The sequence below is a fragment of the Anaerostipes hadrus ATCC 29173 = JCM 17467 genome, from assembly GCF_030296915.1.
In the GTDB taxonomy this organism is placed as follows: domain Bacteria; phylum Bacillota; class Clostridia; order Lachnospirales; family Lachnospiraceae; genus Anaerostipes; species Anaerostipes hadrus.
This window is the reverse complement of record NZ_AP028031.1, coordinates 1,356,780-1,378,266: the sequence shown is the minus strand read 5'-3', so window position 1 is coordinate 1,378,266 and position 21,487 is coordinate 1,356,780. Positions and strand designations below refer to the sequence as shown.

Genomic DNA, 21,487 nt, shown 5'->3' with positions numbered 1-21,487 from the left:
GAGGATTCCAATGAACAACAAAACCATAAATTATTATAACAAATACACTAAATCATTCATACAAACAACAAGATTCGTAGATTTTACAAACATACAAAATAAATTTTTATCTTATCTTCCATCGGGCGCATTCATCTTAGATTTTGGGTGTGGTTCTGGCCGTGATACAAAATATTTTCTAAAGCGAAACTATAACGTAACGGCAATTGACGGATCCGAAGAGATTTGTAAGGAAGCTTCAAAATATACAGGAATCAAAGTAAAACAAATGTTGTTTGAAGAATTAAATGACCAGAATATTTATGACGGAATCTGGGCATGCGCATCAATTCTTCATTTATCAAAAAATGATCTTTTTCGTGTATTTCATAAGATGAACAAAGCATTAAAAGAAAATGGAATCATTTATGCATCATTTAAATACGGCGAATTCGAGGGAGAGAGAAATGGGCGTTATTTTACGGATTTTACAGAAGATTCATTGAAAGAATTTATCTTGCAGATCCCTCAATTACAGATCAAAGAAATATGGACAACAGGTGATGTCAGAGAAGGACGAGGTGATGAACGATGGTTGAATATCCTGATTTGCAAGGGAAAAACATCCTAGAAATTGAGCCAAAATATTATAACAATCTAAATATCGATGGATTTTCTAAAATGATGAAAAGTCCATCCTATTGCTATAAATTTTATTGGCTGGAAGCGATCATACAGTTAATCTCTGAGGGAAAAACAGAATCGACATTTGATGAGATCATAAATGAGATGATCACAAATGCATGGTATTCTGTAAGAGAGTTCCATATTCACTTAAGTGGAATGCCACTGGACGGTCAGATCAAGGATGGATTGGAGAGAGCAGTCCTTTTGCTAACAGAGCTTAGTGAGTTATCGGCGAATGCTTCGAAAGTAGAGATTAAAAACGCGATCAGGCAGTATAACAAGGAATTAAAAACGACGAAAGAACAGCTGACTCATATGGTTCCATACCGAGCATTAGCAGGCTTTTTTACGAGGAGTGATGAAAAAGTAAATTGGAATAGTGCGAATCGAATGACAGCCTATATTCAGAAATTCAATAAGGAAGTCTTAACTCTTCCATACATATTAGGAACAAGCAGCAAGTTAAAAAAAGAAGTATATTTCCAACAAGACTGGATCAAGATGATCCAAGATCATACAGTCAATATTTTGGGTTGGATTCAATACGAAAAAGTAAAATGGCTGCAGAACAATAATCCAGAAGTTCCCGGTCTGGTATATAAATTAACCCCAACAGAAGAAAAAGTGCGAAAGCTTAAAAAAGTAAGAGATCTCTGGCAAGATATCATGGAAGTTCAAGAAATCAGAGACGTCTTTACTGGACAACCTGTGAAGAAGAAAAAATACGATATTGATCATTTTATTCCATGGTCATTTGTTATGAATGATGAACTTTGGAATCTGATGCCGATGGATGCATCACTAAATTCATCCAAGAGTAATCGATTACCAAAATGGAATCCGTTTTTTCAGAATTTTGCACAAAATCAATATCTGATGTATCAAATGATTTATGATGATATGGGAATCTATAACAGATTTAAAGGCTGTTATAAGGATAATCTTCATTCTATCTGGGCAGGACAGGAATTATATCGAAAAGGAAATTCAAAAGAAATGTTTTATAATATACTTGAAAAGAATATGATACCTGTATATGATTCCGCACGTCGACAAGGATATGAAATATGGGATTATTCATAAGGATTTTAAAAGGGCAGAAGAATATGTGGTCAGAAAAGCAAAGAAAATATCAGAAGAATATATGTAGTAAATTAATGCTAGCTATTTTGTTACTCGCAAGTGTCACAACACTTACAGCATGTAGATCATCAAATATAAAAGAAACAACAAAACAAACAGATCATAAGACAAAAAAGTGGGAACCATTGGTGATAACAAAGCGAGAAAAAGCTCAGGCACAAAAAGAAGTTAAGCAAATTTCAGACATTTGTCAAAACATAAAAATCAATGAGAATAAAGTTACAAAAAAAGACTTACAAACATTATATGATACATTAACATCCAAAGGTTATCCAGTTGCCCAGATCGGGGAAGAAAAACATAGTACAAAAAATGCACCAGTAAAATTCAAACCATCAAAGACAAGTCATGGTGAGAAATTGAAAACATTTTATGAAAAAACAAAAGCTGGAAAACCAACAACGATAACATTGTTACAGCAAAATAGTTCCGGAGGATTTGCAAATATCCGATTACAAAGCAACAATGGAAAGACAGAAGGAATTTTGACAACGATCTATAAAGAAGATGGTAAATTTTCTGTGAGTGAAATGGTAAAGTATCAAGTGAAAAAACTGGAATTGAATGAAAAAAATATTATGACTTTGGAATTTTACTTATCCGATCAAGCAGAATTACAGACGGATGGTACGATGGAATTTCAATGTAATTGAATGTTAAATTTTCGCCATTCGTTGCATAGAAATGCATCAAACAGCAGATAATACCATCATAAAAATTTGCAAAGTAGAAAGGAACTCATATCATGGTATTAAAAGAGACAGAAAGAACAGCAATTGAAAACCTAAGAACACAGGAGAAAAGCTGCATAGAAAAGTATCAAAAATACGCACAGCAGGCAATCGATCCAGAACTTAAAAATCTTTTTGAACAGCTACACAAAAAAGAGCAGACACATTACGATTCACTCACACAGGTCTTAGATGGAACAGTACCGTCAAGTGATTGCAATGACAGTGATGGAAGAGACTATGAACCAAGAGCAATCTATACAGCAGCGAGCCAGTCCGAAGATAAGATGCATGATGCATTTCTTGCAACTGATGCAATTGGAACAGAGAAATTGGTTTCCGGAGAATATAATACAAATGTATTTATGTTTGGGGATAGTGATCTTAGAAAGTTGATGGCTGACATTCAGGTAGAAGAACAGAATCATGCTGAAATGCTGTATAAATATAAGACAGCAAACGGAATGCAGTAATGCAATAGCTATATGATAATTTTAAAGGACTCAGGAGCCGTGGACTTCTGAGTCTTTTGTTGTATATCGATGATGTATGGATTGGATAAGATATGAAAATATGATAAAATGATGTAAATATAGTACTATACAAGAGAGGATAAATAAAAAGATAATGAAAACAGAACATCATACATTAACAAAGACTTGGGTTGTAGCAGCACTGGCAAGTTTATGCTGTATTCTATAAATCTAAGCAGAGTACCACGTCCATATTTTAATATGGGCGTGGGTGAATGCGTCCTGACGGACACATTATCGTTTCCCCTGATTCCGAATATACTGTTTTATTGTGTGCAGACTGTTTTCACTAACAGATGAAATAAAATAACTATCCGACCAAAAATAAGGTTTCCAGTAATATTTTTTTAAAATGGTTTCGCCATACAACTTTCGTGCTTTTCGTGCTGTTTGTGTTTTTAAAACATTTGCAAGTTCCGCCGGTGAAGTTGTTGTATCAGCTTCCATCAGGATATGGACATGATCCGATTCGCCATTGATCTCTAGGATGTGAAACCCTCTTTGATCTGCTACATAGTGGATACGTTCATAAACAACATCTTTTACTTTGCCTGTTAAGACTGGATGTCTGTATTTTGTAACAAACACGATATGGTATTGCAATAAAAAGCAACTATGCCGGTTTATATAATAATCTGTATTATCTTTCTTTCGCATGATGTATCTCCTTTACAGCTAAACATATGTTTGGTATAATTATACTATAAAAGTACGATATTTTCAACATATCAGAAAGGAGACAACCATATGGCATACCGTGTGACACAAAGAATCATTTCTTCGGATGATCTGTTATATCCATATTTTGACGATCTGTGCAGAAAGTCCAAGCTGTTGTACAATGCAGCTCTTTTCCGTGTGCGGAATATCTTTACCGGTTATGACAAAGAACATCGGACAGAGAACGAAGTCGAAGTCTTTCAAGAAGTTGCGTTATTACAACGATCTTATCCAAACATGCACGTCCGCAGAGTGATCTCTTATACACACCTTGAAAAGATGATGCGTGTCACAGAGAATCCAGATTTCTTTTCCGGACTTCCAAGACAGACAGCACAGCAGATGGTCAAACAGTCAGTCACAGATTTCAAAAACTGGCTTGCTTCTTTAAGAGAATATAAAAAGCATCCAGAAAAGTATCTGGGTAAGCCTAAGATGCCTCGCTATAAGAAAAGTGACCTGACGACTGTGATCATCACAAACCAGGATGCTGTCTTGTATCGGGACGATATCGGGATGTCCTTAAAACTGCCTTTGCAAAAGCAACGCTTGTACTTTTCAAATCTTTCTTCGGATCCTGTATTAAAAGAAGTCAAGATCAAACCGTATTATGGTCGTTTTTTACTCTGTCTGACACTAGAAGAACCAGATGTTGCATTTGATCCTTCCGGATCTCATGTATGTGCCATTGATCTTGGAACAGATAACTTCGCAGCGATCGTATGTGATGATCACTCATCCGCAATATACAAAGGCGGAGCTGTCTTATCCAAGATCCAATGGTTCCATAAACAGAGAGCAAAGTATGTCTCCATCATCACAAAAGGTCATGAAAAGAAACACGCTGTTTCCAAGCGGTTAAGAGACCTTTCTTTCCATTATGCCAATTTTGTGAAGGACCAGTGCCACAAGATCAGTCGTAGTATCATTGACTTCTGTATGGAACACCAGTGTGGAACACTGATCCTTGGTGTGAATCTGCTCTGGAAGCAGAGATCCAATATGAATAAGATCAACAACCAGAATTTTGTCTCCATGCCGATCACTCTCCTGCGGACAATGATCACATATAAAACTCTGAATGCCGGCATCAGAATCATAGAGCAGGAAGAAAGTTATACTTCCAAAGCGGATCTGATCGCAAATGACAGGATCCCAACCTATGCTGTCGATGATAAGGATGCTTCGTTTTCTGGAAAGAGGATCAAACGTGGTTTATACCGTTGCTCTAACGGAATGATCTTAAATGCGGATTGTCATGCAGCAGCAAATATCATGCGGAAAGCGATCCCTGATATCTGGAAAGATACCAGAGATTATACGTTTCTTTCTGCTCCTGATGTGTATGGATTCCACAAACTGAATCCGAAAGGTATTCCCGTCAAAGGGATAGCGGCATAAGTGAATATGCCTTGATTGGTACGGACAGCCAATCTTTTGGTCAGAAATGGGTAACTGTCACGACTGTTAGAAGCCACTTCCATAGGAACTACTGTACCGCATGGGAGGGGTAATTCACGGGGAAGTGCTATTCCGATGATCAAGACAGGATATCGACTGTTACAAGTAGATACGACAAACACAGCCTGTCAGATCATATTTGCAGGAATAAGATTTGCGTTAGCAGGACTTTTCGTCTTGATTTTTGCTTCTATACAGGAAAAGAAAGTGACACTGCCCGATGGAAAGATTCTAAAATATGCAGTTCCTGTCTGCCTTGCGCAGACTGTTGGACAGTATTTTTTCTTTTATATCGGCGTGGCACATACATCTGGAGTGAAAGGTGGAATCATTACAGGTTTAGGAAATTTTATCGCAATCCTAATGTCATGTTTGATCGTACGAAATGAAAAATTAACGGGAAGAAAATTAACAGGATGCATCTTAGGATTTGCAGGAGTTGTCGTGATCAATCTTCTTGGAAATTCTTTGGATTTCGGCTTTACGATGATGGGAGAAGGATTCGTTTTGATTTCACAGTTAGCCTATGCAACATCCACAATATTGATCAATTACTATTCAAAAAAAGTATCACCAGTTATATTAAGTGGAACTCAGTTTTTTATTGGTGGAATTGTATTATTTTTAATCGGAAACGCAATGGGTGGACATTTAGATCATGTAACAGTTGGTGGAATTACGGTCGTGTTGTATCTTGCATTGGTATCTGCAGTTGCCTATACACTTTGGTCTGTATTACTTGCATATAATGACGTGTCAAAGGTAGCAATCTTCGGATTTGTGAATCCATTATGCAGTGTAATCTTGTCGGCATTGGTATTGGGAGAAGTCAAACAGGCATTTAATATCGGAAGTCTGATTGCACTCGCACTTGTATGTGTTGGAATTTATATTGTAAATGCAAAGAAGAATAACAAATCAAATGTTGAGTAAGGAGGAAAACATTATGAGATATGAAATTTTAGGTGAAACACTTCCAGTAGTTATCTGTCATCTGGAATCTGGAGAAAAAATGGTTACAGAAGGTGGAGGAATGTCTTGGATGTCTCCAAATATGAAAATGGAAACAACTTCGAATGGAGGAATAGGAAAGATCTTTGGAAGAGCGTTTTCAGGAGAAAAGATGTTCCAGAATGTTTATACAGCACAAGGCGGAGAAGGGATGATCGCCTTTGCTTCATGCTTCCCGGGATCCATCAAGGCATTTGAAATTGCACCTGGACAGGAAATGATATTACAAAAAAGTGCTTATCTTGCCGGTGAGAATGGAGTTGAGTTATCTGCATTCTTTAATAAAAAGATCGGAGCTGGATTATTTGGCGGAGAAGGTTTTATTATGCAGAAAGCATCTGGCCATGGTATCATGTTTGCAGAATTTGATGGTCATGTTGTGGAATATGAATTAGAGGCTGGAGAGCAGATTGTTGTAGATACTGGACATTTGGCCGCGATGACAGCAAGTTGTACGATGGAGATCAAAAGTGTTCCGGGTGTAAAGAATATGTTGTTTGGTGGAGAAGGAGTGTTTAACACAATACTTACAGGCCCTGGGAAAGTATGGCTGCAAACAATGCCGATCAGTAATGTAGCTGGAGTATTAAGCCCATATTTTCCAAGCTCTAGTAAATAGAAAAAACATGAATAGATTAAGGAATGGGGAGTGATCAATATGGCCTTTTTTGATTATGATCGAAATGGGAAAAAAGATTGGAAAGACAATGCCAGAGAATATTATCTTTATAACAAATTGAAAGAAGATGATGCATCGAAGCATAGCCAAGGGAAGAAGGAATCATCCGATGATGGGAAATCAAATGTTGGGTGTGGTTCTGTACTATTGTGTTTTTTATTTATGTTTTGTATGATGTGGTTCGCTATGATGGTTGATTCATTATGCAAATAGAGGAGCATAGAACGATGACAAAGACAAAGGCTTATATTGCGATCGACCTCAAATCATTCTATGCTTCTGTGGAATGTAAGGAGCGAAATCGCGATCCTTTAACGACAAATCTTGTGGTTGCAGATCAAAGCCGGACGGAGAAGACAATCTGCCTTGCGGTATCTCCATCGCTGAAAAGCTATGGAATACCAGGCAGACCACGTTTGTTTGAAGTCGTGCAAAAGATTAAAGAAGTCAATAATACCCGCAGGTGGAAAGCTTTAAACAGAACATTTACAGGTTCGTCGGATGACAGCACAGAATTAAATACAAATCCGGCATTGAAGGTTGATTATATTGTTGCACCACCACGTATGGAATACTATTTGGAATATAGTTCCAAGATTTATAATATTTATCTGAAGTATATTGCGCCAGAAGATATTTTTCCGTACTCAATTGATGAAGTATTTATAGATGCAACAGATTATCTGAATACTTATCAGATGACTGCAAGGGAACTTGCCATGACTATGATACGAGACGTTTTAAAAACAACGGGAATTACAGCAACCGCTGGAATCGGAACGAATATGTATCTGTGCAAGATTGCGATGGATATCGTAGCAAAGCATATTAAACCGGATAAGGATGGCGTAAGGATCGCCGAATTAGACGAAATGTCTTACCGTAGGAAGCTATGGAATCACAGACCGCTTACGGATTTCTGGAGAGTAGGCAAAGGCTATGCGAAGAAGTTGGAAAAACACGGTCTTTTTTCAATGGGAGATGTTGCAAGATGTTCCATCGGAAAGCCAAATGAATTCCATAATGAAGAACTGCTTTATAAGATGTTTGGGATCAATGCGGAACTGCTGATCGATCATGCCTGGGGATATGAGCCTTGTACTATGGAGCAAGTCAAAGCATACAAACCGGAAACCAACAGTGTATGCTCCGGGCAAGTACTTCACTGCCCATATGACTTTGATAAGGCAAAGTTAGTTGTAAAAGAAATGACTGATCTTATGACACTTGATCTGGTAGATAAGAGACTTGTTACTGACCAGATCGTATTGACCGTAGGTTATGATATAGAAAATCTAACGGATCCAGATAGATATAGGAAGTACAGGGGTTCTGTTACGATTGACCGATATGGAAGGAAAGTTCCAAAACACGCTCATGGAACAACAAACCTGAAAAGGAAGACATCATCTACCATGCTGATCACAGATGCAGTGATGGAATTATATGATCAGATCGTGGATAAAAATCTGCTGATCAGAAGAATCAATATCACAGCGAACAAGCTCGTGGATGAAAGTTTTTCAAAGGAAGACGAAGCGTATGAACAGCTTGATCTTTTTACAGATTATACGGTAAAGGAACAGGAACAAGCCGAAGAAGAGGCCGTTTTAGAGCGTGAGAAACGGATGCAACAGACAATGCTCACAATCAAAAAGAAGTTTGGGAAGAACGCTATCTTGAAAGGAATGAACCTTCAGGAGGGAGCAACAGCAAAAGACCGTAATGAGCAGATCGGCGGACATAAAGCATAGAAAGTAAGTATTCAGTGTCAATGGAGGAAGATTATGAAGGATCAGTACAATCATAAATACGATGATATTATCAATCTGCCGCATCCAACTTCAAAGAAGCACCCTCGTATGTCACTTTATGCCAGGGCAGCACAGTTTTCGCCTTTTGCGGCACTTACCGGACACGAAGCAGCTATTAAAGAAACTGTAAGACAAACAGATGCAAAACAAGTGTTGAGTGAAGAAGTTATAGCAGAATTAAATAAAAAGTTATATCTGATCGCTGAAACGATCGGTACACAGCAAATGGTTGAGATCACGTATTTTGTACCAGATGCTAAGAAAAATGGGGGAGCATATATTACCTGTTCTGGTTGTGTAAAGAAAATTGATAAATATAAACACACAGTTGTTATGACAGATCAGACGATCATCCCTATTGAACAGATAAGTAATATAGAGGGAGAAATGTTTGAAGAATAGTAATGGTGCCTGATTCGATCAAAAAATCAGGCACCATTGCTGTTTCATAAAAATCTACATACTCTGATGGAATGTACGACGAATCACTTCTTCCTGCTGTTCGCGGGATAATCGATTAAAATTCACGGCATATCCAGAAACACGGATCGTAAGTGTTGGATATTTTTCTGGATGTTCCATAGCATCGATCAAAGTTTCTCTATGCATAACATTTACATTCAAATGATGTGCACCTTGAACAAAGTATCCGTCTAAGATTGTTGTAAGGTTTTGTACTCGTTGTTCCTGATCTTTTCCAAGAGCATCTGGTACGATGGAAAAGGTATTGGATACACCATCCTGACATACATCGCGATATGGAATTTTAGCGACAGAGTTTAAGGATGCAAGAGCACCATTTTCGTCTCGTCCATGCATTGGGTTTGCACCTGGAGCTAAAGGTTCTCCGAGTTTTCTTCCATCTGGTGTGGATCCGGTTTTCTTACCATACATAACATTGGATGTGATCGTTAAAGCAGATAAAGTATGGATCGCATTTCTATAAATTGGATGTTTCTTTAGTTCGTCAGAGAAGAATGTTACTGTGTTAACTGCAAGATCATCTGCGCGGTCGTCATCATTTCCATACTTAGGGAAATCCCCAATGGTTTCAAAGTCAATTGCTACACCATTTTCATTGCGGATTGGTTTTACAGTTGCATATTTGATCGCTGATAGAGAGTCTGCGACAATAGACAGACCAGCAATTCCATAAGCTGCGATTCGCTCTAAGTTTGTATCATGAAGAGCAAACTGGCTGGCTTCATATGCGTATTTATCATGCATAAAATGAATGATATTTACTGTATCAACATATAATTCAGCAACATAAGTCATAACTTTCTTATAGTTTTCCCATACTTTGTCAAAATCAAGAACGTCATCTGTAATCGGTTCGATTCCAGGAACAACCTGGATTCCTTTTTTCTCGTCAATTCCTCCATTGATCGCATAAAGCAGTGATTTTGCCAGATTGCAGCGGGCTCCGAACAGCTGTGTCTGTTTTCCAACCTTCATTGCAGATACACAACAAGCGATCGCATAATCATCCCCATAGACTGGGCGCATAACATCATCATTTTCATATTGGATAGAATCCGTATCAATAGAAACTTTAGAGCAAAAATGTTTAAAGTTGTCTGGCAGTTTTTCAGACCATAAAACAGTTAAGTTAGGCTCTGGAGCAGTTCCAATGTTATATAAAGTATGAAGATAACGGAAAGAGTTCTTAGTAACCAGAGGTTTTCCATTAATACCAACTCCACCGATAGACTCCGTGATCCACGTAGGATCTCCACCAAATAGTTCGTCATATTCAGGAGTTCTTAAATGTCTTGTCAGACGAAGTTTGATGATAAATTGATCGATCAATTCCTGAGCTTCTGTTTCTGTGATCACTCCATTTTTAAGATCTCGTTCAATATAAATATCAAGGAATGTAGAAGTACGTCCAAGGGAAGTTGCAGCTCCATTATTTTCTTTTGTTCCCGCAAGATATCCCATATAAACCGCCTGAACAGCTTCTTTCGCATTTTTTGCAGGTTTTGAAATATCAACACCATAAGATGCAGCCATTTCTTTCATTTTAGAAAGGGCACGGATCTGCTCAGAAATTTCTTCACGCAGACGGATGCGGTCTTCTGTCATAGGTCCATCTTCAAAGTCTAGATCTTTTTGTTTTTCTTCGATCAAGTGGTCGATTCCATAAAGAGCAACACGACGGTAATCTCCAATAATACGTCCACGTCCATAAGCATCAGGAAGTCCTGTTAGAAGTCCAGCAGTTCTTGCAAGACGAGTACGTTTTGGATAGGCATCAAAAACCCCTTCATTGTGTGTTTTTCTGTATTCATTAAAATGGCGGTCGATCTCTTCATTTAGTTTATAACCATATTGTTCCAGTGACTGGTACGCCATACGTTTACCGCCATATAGATTGACAATACGTTTTAGGGGTGCATCTGTCTGAAGTCCAACGATCACCTCATTTTCTTTATCAATATATCCAGGTGCGAAGTTCGTGATACCAGAAATGATATCTGTCTCAACATCTAAAACGCCTCCTTTTTTCAATTCTTCAGCAAGCAGTTCTTCACATTTATTCCAGACTTTTTTTGTTTTCTGAGATACATCAGCTAAGAAAGAGTCATCTCCTTCATAGAGAGTGTAGTTTTTCTGTATAAAATTTCTTACATTGATTTCTTTTGTCCAGACACCATCGTTGAATCCATTCCATTCGTTTAACATGATTTTTCCTCCATAAAATAAACATGATCAAAATAGGTTTGTTGTAACATCTCTGTTTTCTTTTTATCCATGGCCGGTACACCTTCTAAAGAATAAGGAATATCCATAACTTTATATTTGTTGGTACCAAGTAAATGATAAGGAAGCAGCTCAACTTTCTCTACATTAGGAATCGTTTGAATATAAGCTTTTAACTGAGCCATATGATCTTCGCTGTCAGTAATTCCTGGAACAACGACATGGCGAATCCATATCTTAGTCTGATGTTTTTTTAAAGCATTCAAAAATTCTTCAAACCGATCCATTGATCTTCTTGTCATTTTTTCATAATCCGTTTTATGGATGTGTTTCAGATCAAGAAGAACAAGATCTGTATGGTTTAAAATCTCATCATAATCAGAAAGTCCATAACCTGCAGTGTCGATGCAAGTATGAATGCCTTCATTCTTGCATAGTTTTAAAGTCTCTTTTAAAAAATCAGGTTGTAATAAAGGTTCTCCACCAGAAAAGGTAACACCACCATCTTCTTTAAAATAAGGTTTAAATCGTCGGATCTTTGCAACAAGTTCTTCCGGTGTGTATTCGGTCCCGCCAGATAATTCCCAAGTATCAGGGTTATGGCAGAAACGACATCTTAGAGCACATCCTTGTAAAAAGATAACGGTTCGTATCCCTGGTCCATCAACCAGACCCATCGATTCGATGGAATGGACATGACCAACTGTCATAGTATTCCTCCTTATGGATGATACGTACTTAGAACAAGTACGTAAAAAGTTAACAGGATCAATATCTGAACGATGAAGCGTTGCAAAAATAGAATAAAAAAACGCCGCACGTCCAGACAGATTGCCCAGACGGTCGGCGATTAATGATCATACTTCCATGTGGTTAATTCCACGTGCTCCGTCAGTTATATGACCTTATGGCTATAAGATACTATAGAAAATGAGATTCGTCAACCCCTTAATTTTGTCGAAAAACTTCACAAATTGTACAAAAAATGATACAATATAGTTATCAAAACAACTTAAAGGAGGATATGCCTATGAAGCTAGAGAAATTGCAGTTCGTTGTAGAAGATGGAGTTGGTATCATCACAATGAACTATATGAAGAATCTTAATGCAATTGATGATCAGATGGCAGACGAGTTGATGTACGTAGTAGATACTTGTGAGAATGACCCGAATGTAAAAGTTGTTGTTTTAAAAGGAATGCCAAAGGCATTTTCAGCAGGAGGAGACATTGGATACTTCTATAACCTGATCCAACAAGGTGGAGAAGTGAATATGGATTCTCTGATCAGTAAAGTTGGCAATGTAACCGATGGTCTGAAGCGTATGAGTAAGCTTGTGATCTCAAGTGTAAGTGGAGCGGCAGCAGGTGCAGGAGTAAGTCTTGCATTTTCAGGGGACTTTGTTGTATGCGCAGACAATGCGAAGTTTATTATGGCATTTGTGAATCTTGGACTAGTTCCAGATACCGGTGGAACGTACCTGTTTGTTAAGAGTCTTGGAATTCAGAAAGCAATGGAACTGTGTGTTACAGGAAGACCAATGAAAGCACAGGAAGCAAAAGATGCCGGAATGGTATATGATGTAGTTCCAGCGGAAGAATTAGATGATACCGTTATGAAACTTGCTAAGAAATTTGCTAGTGGACCATTACTTTCTTATAAGAATATCAAGAAACAGATTTATCAGGCAGGGCTTGCTGATTATAAGAAATACCTGGATGAATGTGAGATTCCGACACAGCGTGAATGTGCGGCATCTTCTGATTTTATAGAAGGAGTCAAAGCTTTTATGGAGAAGAGAAAGGCTGAATTCAAAGGAGAATAAAGCCAGGATCAAACCATGAACATAGAAGGGAGGTCACGCCTTTGAAGTCAAAAGTTGTAACAAGAGAGGAAGCGCTCTCAAGAATTCATGATGGACAGACGATCATGTTTGGAGACTGGCATGGAGAATTTGCAGCAGATGAGATCATTGATGGAATGTTAGAAAAAGGAATCAAAGACATTGATGCGATCGCTGTATCTGCTGGAATGGCGGATCAGGGAGTCGGAAAGCTGATCAAAGATCACAGAGTTAAGAGTTTGATCACAACACATATTGGGTTGAACCCGATCGCCAAGGATCAGATGTTTGCAGGAGAACTTGCGATAGAATTTAGTCCGCAAGGAACCTTTGCAGAAAGAATCCGTTGTGGTGGAGCAGGTTTAGGTGGCTGTCTGACACCAACAGGACTTGGTACAGAAGTAGAAGAAGGTAAACAAAAACTAACGATCGATGGCAAAGAATATCTTCTGGAATTACCATTACGTGCAGATGTTGCTTTGATCAAAGCAACGAAAGCAGATACTGCAGGTAATATTTCATTCCGAATGAATTCCAGAGCAACAAACAGTACGATGGCTATGGCTGCTGATACGGTGATCGTTGAAGTCGAAGAGATCGTGGAAGTGGGTGAACTAGGACCAGAAGAGATCGATGTTCCAGCACCTGTGATTGATATGATCTATGAAAGAACCGGTGAGAAACGACCAATGTGTCCAATGTGGCAGCGAGCCAAAGCAAAAGCGGAAGGAGGTCAGTGATATGGCAGGATTGACAGGAAGAAAGCTGATCGCATCACGATGTGCAAAGTTTTTTAAAGATGGAGATTTTGTAAATCTTGGTATCGGAGTTCCGCTGATGTGTGTAAATTATCTTCCAGAAGGTGTGGATCTGTGGCTGGAAGCAGAGATCGGAACCGTCGGAAGTGGACCAACCCCAAGCTGGGATAAAGTAGATATTGATGTTATTGATGCCGGCGGACAGCCTGCATCTGTGATCAAAGGTGGAAGCGTGTATGATCATGAGATGTCTTTTGCATTTATACGTGGCGGACATATTGATGCAGCAGTTCTTGGTACACTTCAGGTAGACCAAGAAGGCAATATCGCTAACTGGACGATTCCAGGGAAGATGGTGCCAGGAATGGGTGGTGCCATGGATCTGTGTGCCGGAGTGAAGAAGATCATCGTAGCAACAGACCATTGTGAAAAGAGTGGAAAGTCTAAGATATTAAAGAAATGTACACTTCCTTTGACGGGAGTTCATTGTGTAACAGATATCGTAACAGAACGCTGCTATTTTGAAGTTACAAAAGATGGTCTGGTGTTAAGGGAACTTGCAGAAGGATATAGTGTAGAAGATATCCTTGCATGCACAGAAGCTGATGTGATCGTACCGGATGAAATTGGTGTTATGAGCTGATAATAGACGCAGGAAAGCATATAGAAAAACAGCACTGTACAGGAATAAAATTCCCAATGCAGTGCTGTTTTTATTAGTTTATTTAATCTTCTTTTGGCAATGCAATATTTAAAATAATTGCAACAAGTGCCGCAGGTACAATACCAGATCCTCCGAAGATCAACTGAATTCCTTCAGGTAGTCCAGAAAGAACTGTGCTGTTTGCACCGATTCCATATCCAAGTCCGAGAGCTACAGATACGACAGTAATATTTCTCATTGTTAATGGTTCTTTTGTGATCAGCTGAATACCACTGATTACGATAGAAGAGAACATCATAACAGCTGCTCCACCTAATACGCTCTGTGGCATGATAGAGATCAATGCAGCAAGTTTTGGAAATAATCCACACAGGATTAAGAAGATTGCTCCTGTTGCAAGTGCAAAACGGTTTACGATCTTTGTCATAGTAACAAGACCAACATTCTGGCTGAATGATGTATTTGGTAAAACACCAAAGAATGCTGCGATCGTAGATCCGATACCATCACAGACAACACCACCAGAAAGCTCAGAATCTGTAGCTTCACGATCCATACCACCTTCGATAACTCCGGAAATATCTCCGACTGTTTCTACAGCAGTTACGATAAACATGATAAGTACAGGGACGATCGCTCTTGCATCAAAAATGATTTTTACAGGCATAAATTTTGGAATGGCAAACCATCCAGCCTGAGCAACTTTATCCCAGTTTAACACCCATGCTTTTGTATACTCTACACCATCTGCATTGACAGCAGTTGTAGGAAGTACAACACCCATGATTCCTGCGATAATGTATCCTGCGATAATTCCGATCAGTACAGAAGAAGCACTTGTGATACCTTTCGTTCCATGTTTTAATGCAATGATGATCACAAGAACAATTGTTCCAAGTAACAAGTTCTCGATTGAACCGAAATCATTAGCAGAATTTCCTCCACCAAAAGAATTCACACCAACACCGATCAGTGATAATCCGATGGAAAGTACAACCGTACCAGTTACGACAGCTGGGAAAAATCTTCGAAGTGGTTTTAACATAAATCCTAATACAGATTCAAATAACCCACCGATAATGGAAGCACCCATGATCGCACCATATCCAAGGATTCCACCACCCATAACAGATGCAACACTGCTGCAGACACCGATAAATCCTGAACTCGTTCCCATGATGATTGGAACTTTTCCACCGATCGGTCCGATCGCGTACAACTGGATCAGTGTAACAATTCCGGCAATTAACATTGCATTTTGTAAAAGCGCAATCTGAACGTCTGCAAATTCGGTTCCAGAAGCAATACCACAAGCCCCTGTAATGATAAGGACTGGAGTAAGGTTACCTACGAACATAGCGAATACATGCTGCAGACCAAGGAGAATCGCTTTTTGCAGCGGAAGTTTCCCGTAAAAGTCGTATTCCGCACCTTTGTTTTTCTCTTGATTCATTTTTCTTTCGTCTCCTTTTTTTAATGCATGATGAGCAGTTTTATACTGCTATTTTTCACAGCATACTATTATAAAGGATTTGAATGAAAATGTATAGTTCTTTTTTTTAAGCATGTTTTTTTACATTGCAACCACACCATTTTCATGATAAAATTTACCCGAAAAACTTTCCAAAAGGAGTCAATATACAGTGATAAGTTTAGGATTACTCTAGAAGATTTGGTAATTACTGTCCCAAACGCATCACATCTATTTTTGCAGACAAGAACGAAAGAGGAGAACTTATAATATGAAAAAAACATTAAAAACAGTATTATTCCTAGCTTTTTTATGTATGACTTGCTGCACGATATCATTAAAAGCAACTTCCAAAGATATTTGTGCAGCACAGACACAAAAAACTACAAAAGCTTATAAAAAATATCTTGGAAAATGGGAAACCGTAAATTATAAAATGAACGTCAAAGTGATCAATAAGAATTATCTAAAAGCTGTGATCAAAGCAAAAAATGGAGATATTCTTACCATTAACCAGAAGATGCCAGTCAAAAAGAAAAATACATTGATGCTGACATCAAAAAAAGGAATCGAAGTAAAGGTTATCCTTCAATTTAAATATGGAAAACCTTATAAAGATTATAAGCATAATACCATTGTAAATGGTCCAAATGTATTCCTTGCAGGAATGAATAAGGCATGGAGTAACAGTACTTATTACAAAGAAACTAAAAATGGAAAAACAGTCCCTGTTATGCTCGTATATACAAAAACAATAAAGAAGAAATGACTTAAAAATATGGAGGTATAAAAAATTAATGGAGAAAAAACAACCGATCATAGAATTAAAACACATCAAAAAGTGTTATACGAAAGATGTACCGGTTATTTATGATTTTAATCTGACGATAAATGAAGGAGAGTTTGTTACATTTTTAGGGCCTTCCGGATGCGGAAAGACAACCATCTTAAGAATGTTAGCAGGCTTTGAAACACCAACGAGTGGAGAAATCTTATTTAATGGAAAGGATATCAGTGAGCTTCCTCCAAATGAGAGAAAGTTTAATACTGTATTCCAAAAATATGCATTGTTTCCACATTTAAATATCTACGATAATATTTCTTTTGGACTAAAAGAAAAGAAAGTACCGAAGAATGAGATTAAAAAAAAGGTAAAGCGTGTGCTTGAAATCGTTGACTTAGAAGGATTTGAGAAAAGAAAGATTGACAGTTTATCTGGCGGACAGCAGCAACGTATTGCGATCGCACGTGCGATCGTAAACGAGCCAAGGATCTTATTATTAGATGAGCCGTTAAGTGCCCTTGATTATAAGATGCGTCAGGAGATGCAGATCGAGTTAAAAAATATGCATAAGGAATTAGGAATCACCTTTATCTTTGTCACACATGATCAGGAAGAAGCATTGATGATGTCTGATAAGATTGTTGTTATGTCAAAAGGCCAGATTCAGCAGGTTGGAACACCAGAAGAGATTTATAATAAACCACAGAATGCCTTTGTTGCTGATTTTATCGGGGAAAGTAATATTTTTGATGGTGTGAAAAAAGAAGGAAATCTGATCCATTTTGCACATCATGATTTTGTATGTCATGATGACCATGAACCTGGAACAAGACTAGATGTTGTCATCCGCCCAGAAGATGTTGTTTTAACAACTCCAGACAAAGGAAAATTTACTGGAGAAGTAATCTCATGTCTGTTCTGCGGTAAATTTTATGAAGTGGCTGTTTTATCAGACAAAAATGAAATTGAAGCACATATCTTGCACGAGTTAACACCAGGAACAAAAGTTGGGGTTGATTTTACTGCAGATACGATCCATACGATGCCAAAGGATCTCAAAGTCAACCATTATATTGGTACAATAGACAAAGATGGTTGGTTAGAACTTACAGATGGTCGTATTCCTGTGAAGGAAAAAGAGCCAAAAGCACATCCTGAAGGTACAAGATTAAAAATGTATTTTCCATCAAAACTTGCAAAATTAAGTGATGATCCGGAAGAAGGATATTTTCAGGGAAATATCATCTCGATCATTTACAAGGGAGATCATTATAATTATCGAGTTTTAAGTGAGAATAAAGTAGAATATTCGGTTGATGATGAAGATTTATGGAATATCGGTGACTTTGTCAGTGTGGTAGTTCCAGAAGATGCCATGGTATTTGAGAGTGTTTCGGAGGATGCAGAATGAAAAATGATAGACTAAAAAGCATTCTGGGCATTCCGTATTTCCTATTTCTAGTCATTTTTGTCGTCTGTCCAGTATTGATCTTGCTGTATTATGCATTTACCAATGGAGCGGGTGAGTTTTCTCTTGCGAATTTTACATTGTTTTTTACAGACAGTAAAGCAATCGGAACTTTGATCTACAGTGTGATGGTTGCTGTCGTGACAACGATCGTCTGCCTTTTGATCGCATATCCAGTTGCGTATCTTCTTGCAAAGGGAGAATTCCGGCGAGGGAATGTTTTATTAATGTTATTTGTAATGCCTATGTGGATCAACTTCACTTTGCGTATCACGGCATTAAAAGAAATCTTAACATTGATCGAAGGAAATCTTGCATTTCATCCATTCCTAAATACCGTGATCGGTATGACTTATGATTTCCTTCCATTTATGATCCTGCCAATCTATAATACGATCGCAAAGATCGATCATAGTTATATTGAAGCGGCAAAAGATCTGGGGGCAAAGTCTTATCGCGTATTTTTACGTGTGATCCTGCCATTGTCTATTCCTGGAATCATCAGTGGGATCACGATGGTATTTCTTCCGTCTATGACGAATTACGTTGTGCTTGATATGATGTATAACAGCACATATATTATGGGAAGTCTTGTTGGAAGCTATTTCAGCATGTATGACTGGAACAATGGATCTGTTATTTCCATGATCCTCTTGATCTTAATCTTATTATTAAGTACGATTACAGGAGAATTTTCAGACAAGGAGGACAATGCATATGAATAAAAAAACAATACAAAGTGTTTTCCTTGGAATGGTTCTGTTGCTGATGTATCTGCCAATCTTGCTCTTAGCTGTCTACAGTTTTATGGATTCTGCGATCATTGGAAGATCTGGAAGTTTTACAGTGAAGAATTATGTCTATCTGTTTCATTCAGAAGACCTTAGATCCATGATCTTTGGAACACTCATCTTAGCTGTGGTCGTTGCAGTTATTTCAACAATCCTTGGAACTCTTGGTGCGATCGGTGCTTTTTATTCTTCAAAGAAACTAAAGAGACCGATCCATCTGATGAATCAGATTCCAGTTGTAAATGCAGATGTTGTAACTGGTTTTTCTATCTGTGTGTTATTGATCGTATTTTTTAAGATGGATAAAGCAAGTTATATTCCGCTTGTGATCGGGCTTGTATCCCTTTGCAGCCCGTTTGTATATCTATCTGTGATCCCTCGCCTAAAGCAGATGGATCCTCAGTTATATGAAGCTGCTCTAGACCTTGGGTGCTCCCCATTTGGAGCCTTAAGAAAGGTTGTGTTGCCACAGTTAACTTCCGGAATCGTTTCTGGATTTATGATGTCGATCACATTAACATTAGATGATTATTTTATCACAACTTATACAAAGCCATCGATGTTTGACACGATCAGCACGTATGTTGTTAATGCCACAAAAGGAGCACAGACTGATGTTAAAACAGCTCTATGGGCACTATCAACCATCATCTTTTTGATCGTGATCTTTGTTGTGATCGGTATGAACCATACAGGCAGGAAGGAGAATGATCATGAAATATAAAGTATTTTCTATCATTTTTTCAATTTTACTTGTAATCATGCTTCCCCTGGCTTTATGTTCCTGTAGTACACAAAAGAGTTCAAAAAATGATGAGATTATCTTAAGAATTGCAAACTGGGAAGAATATCTGGATGAAGGTGACTGGGACGATGATGAAGAAATCGAATTAGAGAATGGGAAAAAGATCATCGGGAGAAATTCGATGATCAAAGATTTTGAAAACTGGTATGAAAAAACATATCACAAAAAAGTGAAAGTTGAATATTCAACTTTTGGAACAAATGAAGATATGTATAATCAGTTGACGATCGGTGACACTTATGACCTGATCTGCCCATCCGAATATATGACGATGAAACTTATGGCTGAAAATAAAATATTAAAATATTCTGATGAATTTTGGGATACTTCAGATGCCAACAATTATTATGCGAAAGGGGTATCTCCTTATATTAAAAAATCTTTGGATCAGTTAAAATATCAAGGACAGTCTGTAGGGGATTATACAGCCGGTTATATGTGGGGAACACTTGGTTATGTATATAATCCAAAGTATGTTTCCAGAGAAGATGCAGAAGACTGGGGTCTATTATTAAATCAAAAATACTATAAAAAGATAACTGCCAAAGATAGTGTCAGGGATTGTTATTTTGCAGTTCGTGGTATGCAGACACAGAAAGAGATTTTAACAAAGAAATTTCAAAACCAGTCAAACTACAAAGAAAGATTATCATCCTTGTTAAATGATACTTCTGATCAAAGTATCCAAAATGCAGGAATGATCCTATCAAAGATCAAGGATAATGTATATTCTTTTGAAACTGACAGTGGAAAAGCGGACCTTGTCAGTGGAAAGGTGGTAGCTAATCTTCAATGGTCTGGAGACGGTGTATATTCTATGCAGCAGGTGGAAGAAGAAGGTATCAAATTACGTTATGCTGTTCCAAAAGCGAGTACGAATCTGTGGTTTGACGGATGGTGTATGTTAAAGTCTGGGATTGGAAAAGATAAAGAAAAGCAGCAGGCAGCACAGGCTTTTGTAAACTACATTTCAAGACCGGATAACGTTGTAAGGAATATGTACTATGTCGGATATACATCTGTGATCTCTGGAGGAGAAGATAAGACCATCTATGATTACATCAAATATATGTATGGAAGCGAAGATAAGAAAAGCGTTGATTATGATCTGAATTATTTCTTCCAACAAAATGGAGATAATTACAACTATGTAATGAAAACAAGTGAGGAAATGTCCAAAGGACAGTTATATGCCCAATATCCGACACAGGATGTTATGCGAAGAAGTGCTGTTATGACATATTTCGGAGATCAGGCAAATAAAAAGATCAGCCGAATGTGGATTGATATGAGATGTTTTGATCCTCGAATCAAGAAAAATAGTAAATAATATAAAACTGCAAGGGAATACAATAACTTTTGTTTGTTGTATTCCCTTGTAGTTTTGTTTATAAATGAATTTTGTTCAACTATATAATGAAAACTATTCAAAGTTTCAA

22 protein-coding genes and 1 riboswitch are annotated in these 21,487 nt (G+C 37.8%); of the genes, 18 read left to right on the top strand and 4 right to left on the bottom strand.

Features of this window, described 5'->3' with window-relative positions; translation table 11 throughout:
- The first annotated feature begins 10 nt into the window (after positions 1–10).
- The 4 genes from QUE18_RS06760 to QUE18_RS06745 all read left to right on the top strand — a co-directional run bounded on the left by QUE18_RS06760 (position 11) and on the right by QUE18_RS06745 (position 3,013).
- Complete coding sequence (locus QUE18_RS06760; protein ID WP_009203397.1) at positions 11–610, top strand: class I SAM-dependent methyltransferase; 600 nt, start codon at positions 11–13, stop codon at positions 608–610.
- The gene (locus QUE18_RS06755) at positions 571–1,749 is read left to right on the top strand and encodes an HNH endonuclease domain-containing protein (RefSeq protein ID WP_009203398.1); all 1,179 of its coding nucleotides are present in this window, start codon (positions 571–573) and stop codon (positions 1,747–1,749) included. The genes QUE18_RS06760 and QUE18_RS06755 overlap by 40 nt, the downstream gene beginning before the upstream one ends.
- Positions 1,734–2,462, top strand: coding sequence for a DUF6070 family protein (locus QUE18_RS06750; protein WP_009203399.1), 729 nt, complete (start codon positions 1,734–1,736; stop codon positions 2,460–2,462). Before QUE18_RS06755 ends, QUE18_RS06750 begins: the two co-directional genes overlap by 16 nt.
- Before the next feature lie 92 nt (positions 2,463–2,554).
- Positions 2,555–3,013, top strand: coding sequence for a spore coat protein (locus tag QUE18_RS06745; protein WP_008390960.1), 459 nt, complete (start codon positions 2,555–2,557; stop codon positions 3,011–3,013).
- Positions 3,014–3,307: 294 nt separating this feature from the next.
- On the opposite strand, the gene tnpA is transcribed toward QUE18_RS06745, so the two are convergent.
- The gene (gene tnpA / locus QUE18_RS06740) at positions 3,308–3,730 is read right to left on the bottom strand and encodes an IS200/IS605 family transposase (protein WP_070097264.1); all 423 of its coding nucleotides are present in this window, start codon (positions 3,728–3,730) and stop codon (positions 3,308–3,310) included.
- 90 nt (positions 3,731–3,820) lie between these two features.
- Between tnpA and QUE18_RS06735 the strand changes: the two genes are divergently transcribed.
- From QUE18_RS06735 to QUE18_RS06710, 6 genes are all read left to right on the top strand, one after another.
- A complete protein-coding gene (locus QUE18_RS06735) occupies positions 3,821–5,194 on the top strand; it encodes an RNA-guided endonuclease InsQ/TnpB family protein (RefSeq protein WP_286259873.1) in 1,374 nt (457 codons plus the stop codon).
- Between the two features lie 135 nt (positions 5,195–5,329).
- On the top strand, positions 5,330–6,187 hold the full coding sequence (locus QUE18_RS06730; protein ID WP_081018792.1) for a DMT family transporter: 858 nt from the start codon (positions 5,330–5,332) through the stop codon (positions 6,185–6,187).
- A 13-nt stretch (positions 6,188–6,200) separates the two neighbouring features.
- The gene (locus QUE18_RS06725; RefSeq protein WP_237968276.1) at positions 6,201–6,884 is read left to right on the top strand and encodes a TIGR00266 family protein; all 684 of its coding nucleotides are present in this window, start codon (positions 6,201–6,203) and stop codon (positions 6,882–6,884) included.
- Between the two features lie 39 nt (positions 6,885–6,923).
- On the top strand, positions 6,924–7,157 hold the full coding sequence (locus tag QUE18_RS06720) for a hypothetical protein (RefSeq protein WP_009202898.1): 234 nt from the start codon (positions 6,924–6,926) through the stop codon (positions 7,155–7,157).
- Between the two features lie 14 nt (positions 7,158–7,171).
- Entirely contained in the window at positions 7,172–8,698 is a 1,527-nt protein-coding gene (locus tag QUE18_RS06715; RefSeq protein ID WP_040343790.1) for a Y-family DNA polymerase, read from the top strand.
- Between the two features lie 33 nt (positions 8,699–8,731).
- A complete protein-coding gene (locus QUE18_RS06710; protein WP_009202896.1) occupies positions 8,732–9,160 on the top strand; it encodes a hypothetical protein in 429 nt (142 codons plus the stop codon).
- Positions 9,161–9,214: 54 nt separating this feature from the next.
- Here the strand turns inward: QUE18_RS06710 and pflB are convergent, their stop codons facing one another.
- Both pflB and pflA read right to left on the bottom strand, forming a co-directional pair.
- Complete coding sequence (pflB, locus tag QUE18_RS06705) at positions 9,215–11,446, bottom strand: formate C-acetyltransferase (RefSeq protein ID WP_009202895.1); 2,232 nt, start codon at positions 11,444–11,446, stop codon at positions 9,215–9,217.
- A complete protein-coding gene (gene pflA, locus QUE18_RS06700; RefSeq protein WP_009202894.1) occupies positions 11,440–12,174 on the bottom strand; it encodes a pyruvate formate-lyase-activating protein in 735 nt (244 codons plus the stop codon). Before pflA ends, pflB begins: the two co-directional genes overlap by 7 nt.
- A gap of 116 nt (positions 12,175–12,290) precedes the next feature.
- Positions 12,291–12,373: riboswitch (ZMP/ZTP riboswitch) on the bottom strand.
- A 121-nt stretch (positions 12,374–12,494) separates the two neighbouring features.
- Between pflA and QUE18_RS06695 the strand changes: the two genes are divergently transcribed.
- Genes QUE18_RS06695 through QUE18_RS06685 form a run of 3 tightly spaced genes read left to right on the top strand, consistent with a single transcriptional unit; the run spans position 12,495 to position 14,708 of the window.
- Positions 12,495–13,289 (top strand): enoyl-CoA hydratase/isomerase family protein, encoded by a 795-nt coding sequence (locus tag QUE18_RS06695; protein WP_009265898.1) that lies wholly within the window; start codon positions 12,495–12,497, stop codon positions 13,287–13,289.
- 41 nt (positions 13,290–13,330) lie between these two features.
- Entirely contained in the window at positions 13,331–14,047 is a 717-nt protein-coding gene (locus tag QUE18_RS06690) for a 3-oxoacid CoA-transferase subunit A (RefSeq protein ID WP_008390819.1), read from the top strand.
- A gap of 1 nt (position 14,048) precedes the next feature.
- On the top strand, positions 14,049–14,708 hold the full coding sequence (locus QUE18_RS06685) for a 3-oxoacid CoA-transferase subunit B (RefSeq protein WP_009202892.1): 660 nt from the start codon (positions 14,049–14,051) through the stop codon (positions 14,706–14,708).
- Between the two features lie 82 nt (positions 14,709–14,790).
- Here the strand turns inward: QUE18_RS06685 and QUE18_RS06680 are convergent, their stop codons facing one another.
- Positions 14,791–16,182 (bottom strand): uracil-xanthine permease family protein, encoded by a 1,392-nt coding sequence (locus QUE18_RS06680; protein ID WP_008390817.1) that lies wholly within the window; start codon positions 16,180–16,182, stop codon positions 14,791–14,793.
- Positions 16,183–16,471: 289 nt separating this feature from the next.
- Here QUE18_RS06680 and QUE18_RS06675 point away from each other — a divergent pair, with 289 nt between their 5' ends.
- From QUE18_RS06675 to QUE18_RS06655, 5 genes are read left to right on the top strand one after another with little or no spacing between them, the layout of a single operon-like run.
- Positions 16,472–16,969 carry a hypothetical protein gene (locus QUE18_RS06675; protein WP_009202891.1) on the top strand — a complete coding sequence of 166 codons (498 nt, stop codon included), beginning with the start codon at positions 16,472–16,474 and terminating at the stop codon, positions 16,967–16,969.
- A gap of 28 nt (positions 16,970–16,997) precedes the next feature.
- Positions 16,998–18,395: an ABC transporter ATP-binding protein gene (locus QUE18_RS06670; RefSeq protein WP_009202890.1), complete on the top strand. Its 1,398-nt coding sequence runs from the start codon at positions 16,998–17,000 to the stop codon at positions 18,393–18,395.
- The gene (locus tag QUE18_RS06665; protein ID WP_008390810.1) at positions 18,392–19,177 is read left to right on the top strand and encodes an ABC transporter permease; all 786 of its coding nucleotides are present in this window, start codon (positions 18,392–18,394) and stop codon (positions 19,175–19,177) included. The genes QUE18_RS06670 and QUE18_RS06665 overlap by 4 nt, the downstream gene beginning before the upstream one ends.
- A complete protein-coding gene (locus QUE18_RS06660) occupies positions 19,164–19,967 on the top strand; it encodes an ABC transporter permease (protein ID WP_009202889.1) in 804 nt (267 codons plus the stop codon). Before QUE18_RS06665 ends, QUE18_RS06660 begins: the two co-directional genes overlap by 14 nt.
- On the top strand, positions 19,957–21,378 hold the full coding sequence (locus QUE18_RS06655) for an ABC transporter substrate-binding protein (RefSeq protein WP_242852685.1): 1,422 nt from the start codon (positions 19,957–19,959) through the stop codon (positions 21,376–21,378). Before QUE18_RS06660 ends, QUE18_RS06655 begins: the two co-directional genes overlap by 11 nt.
- Positions 21,379–21,487 lie beyond the last annotated feature (109 nt).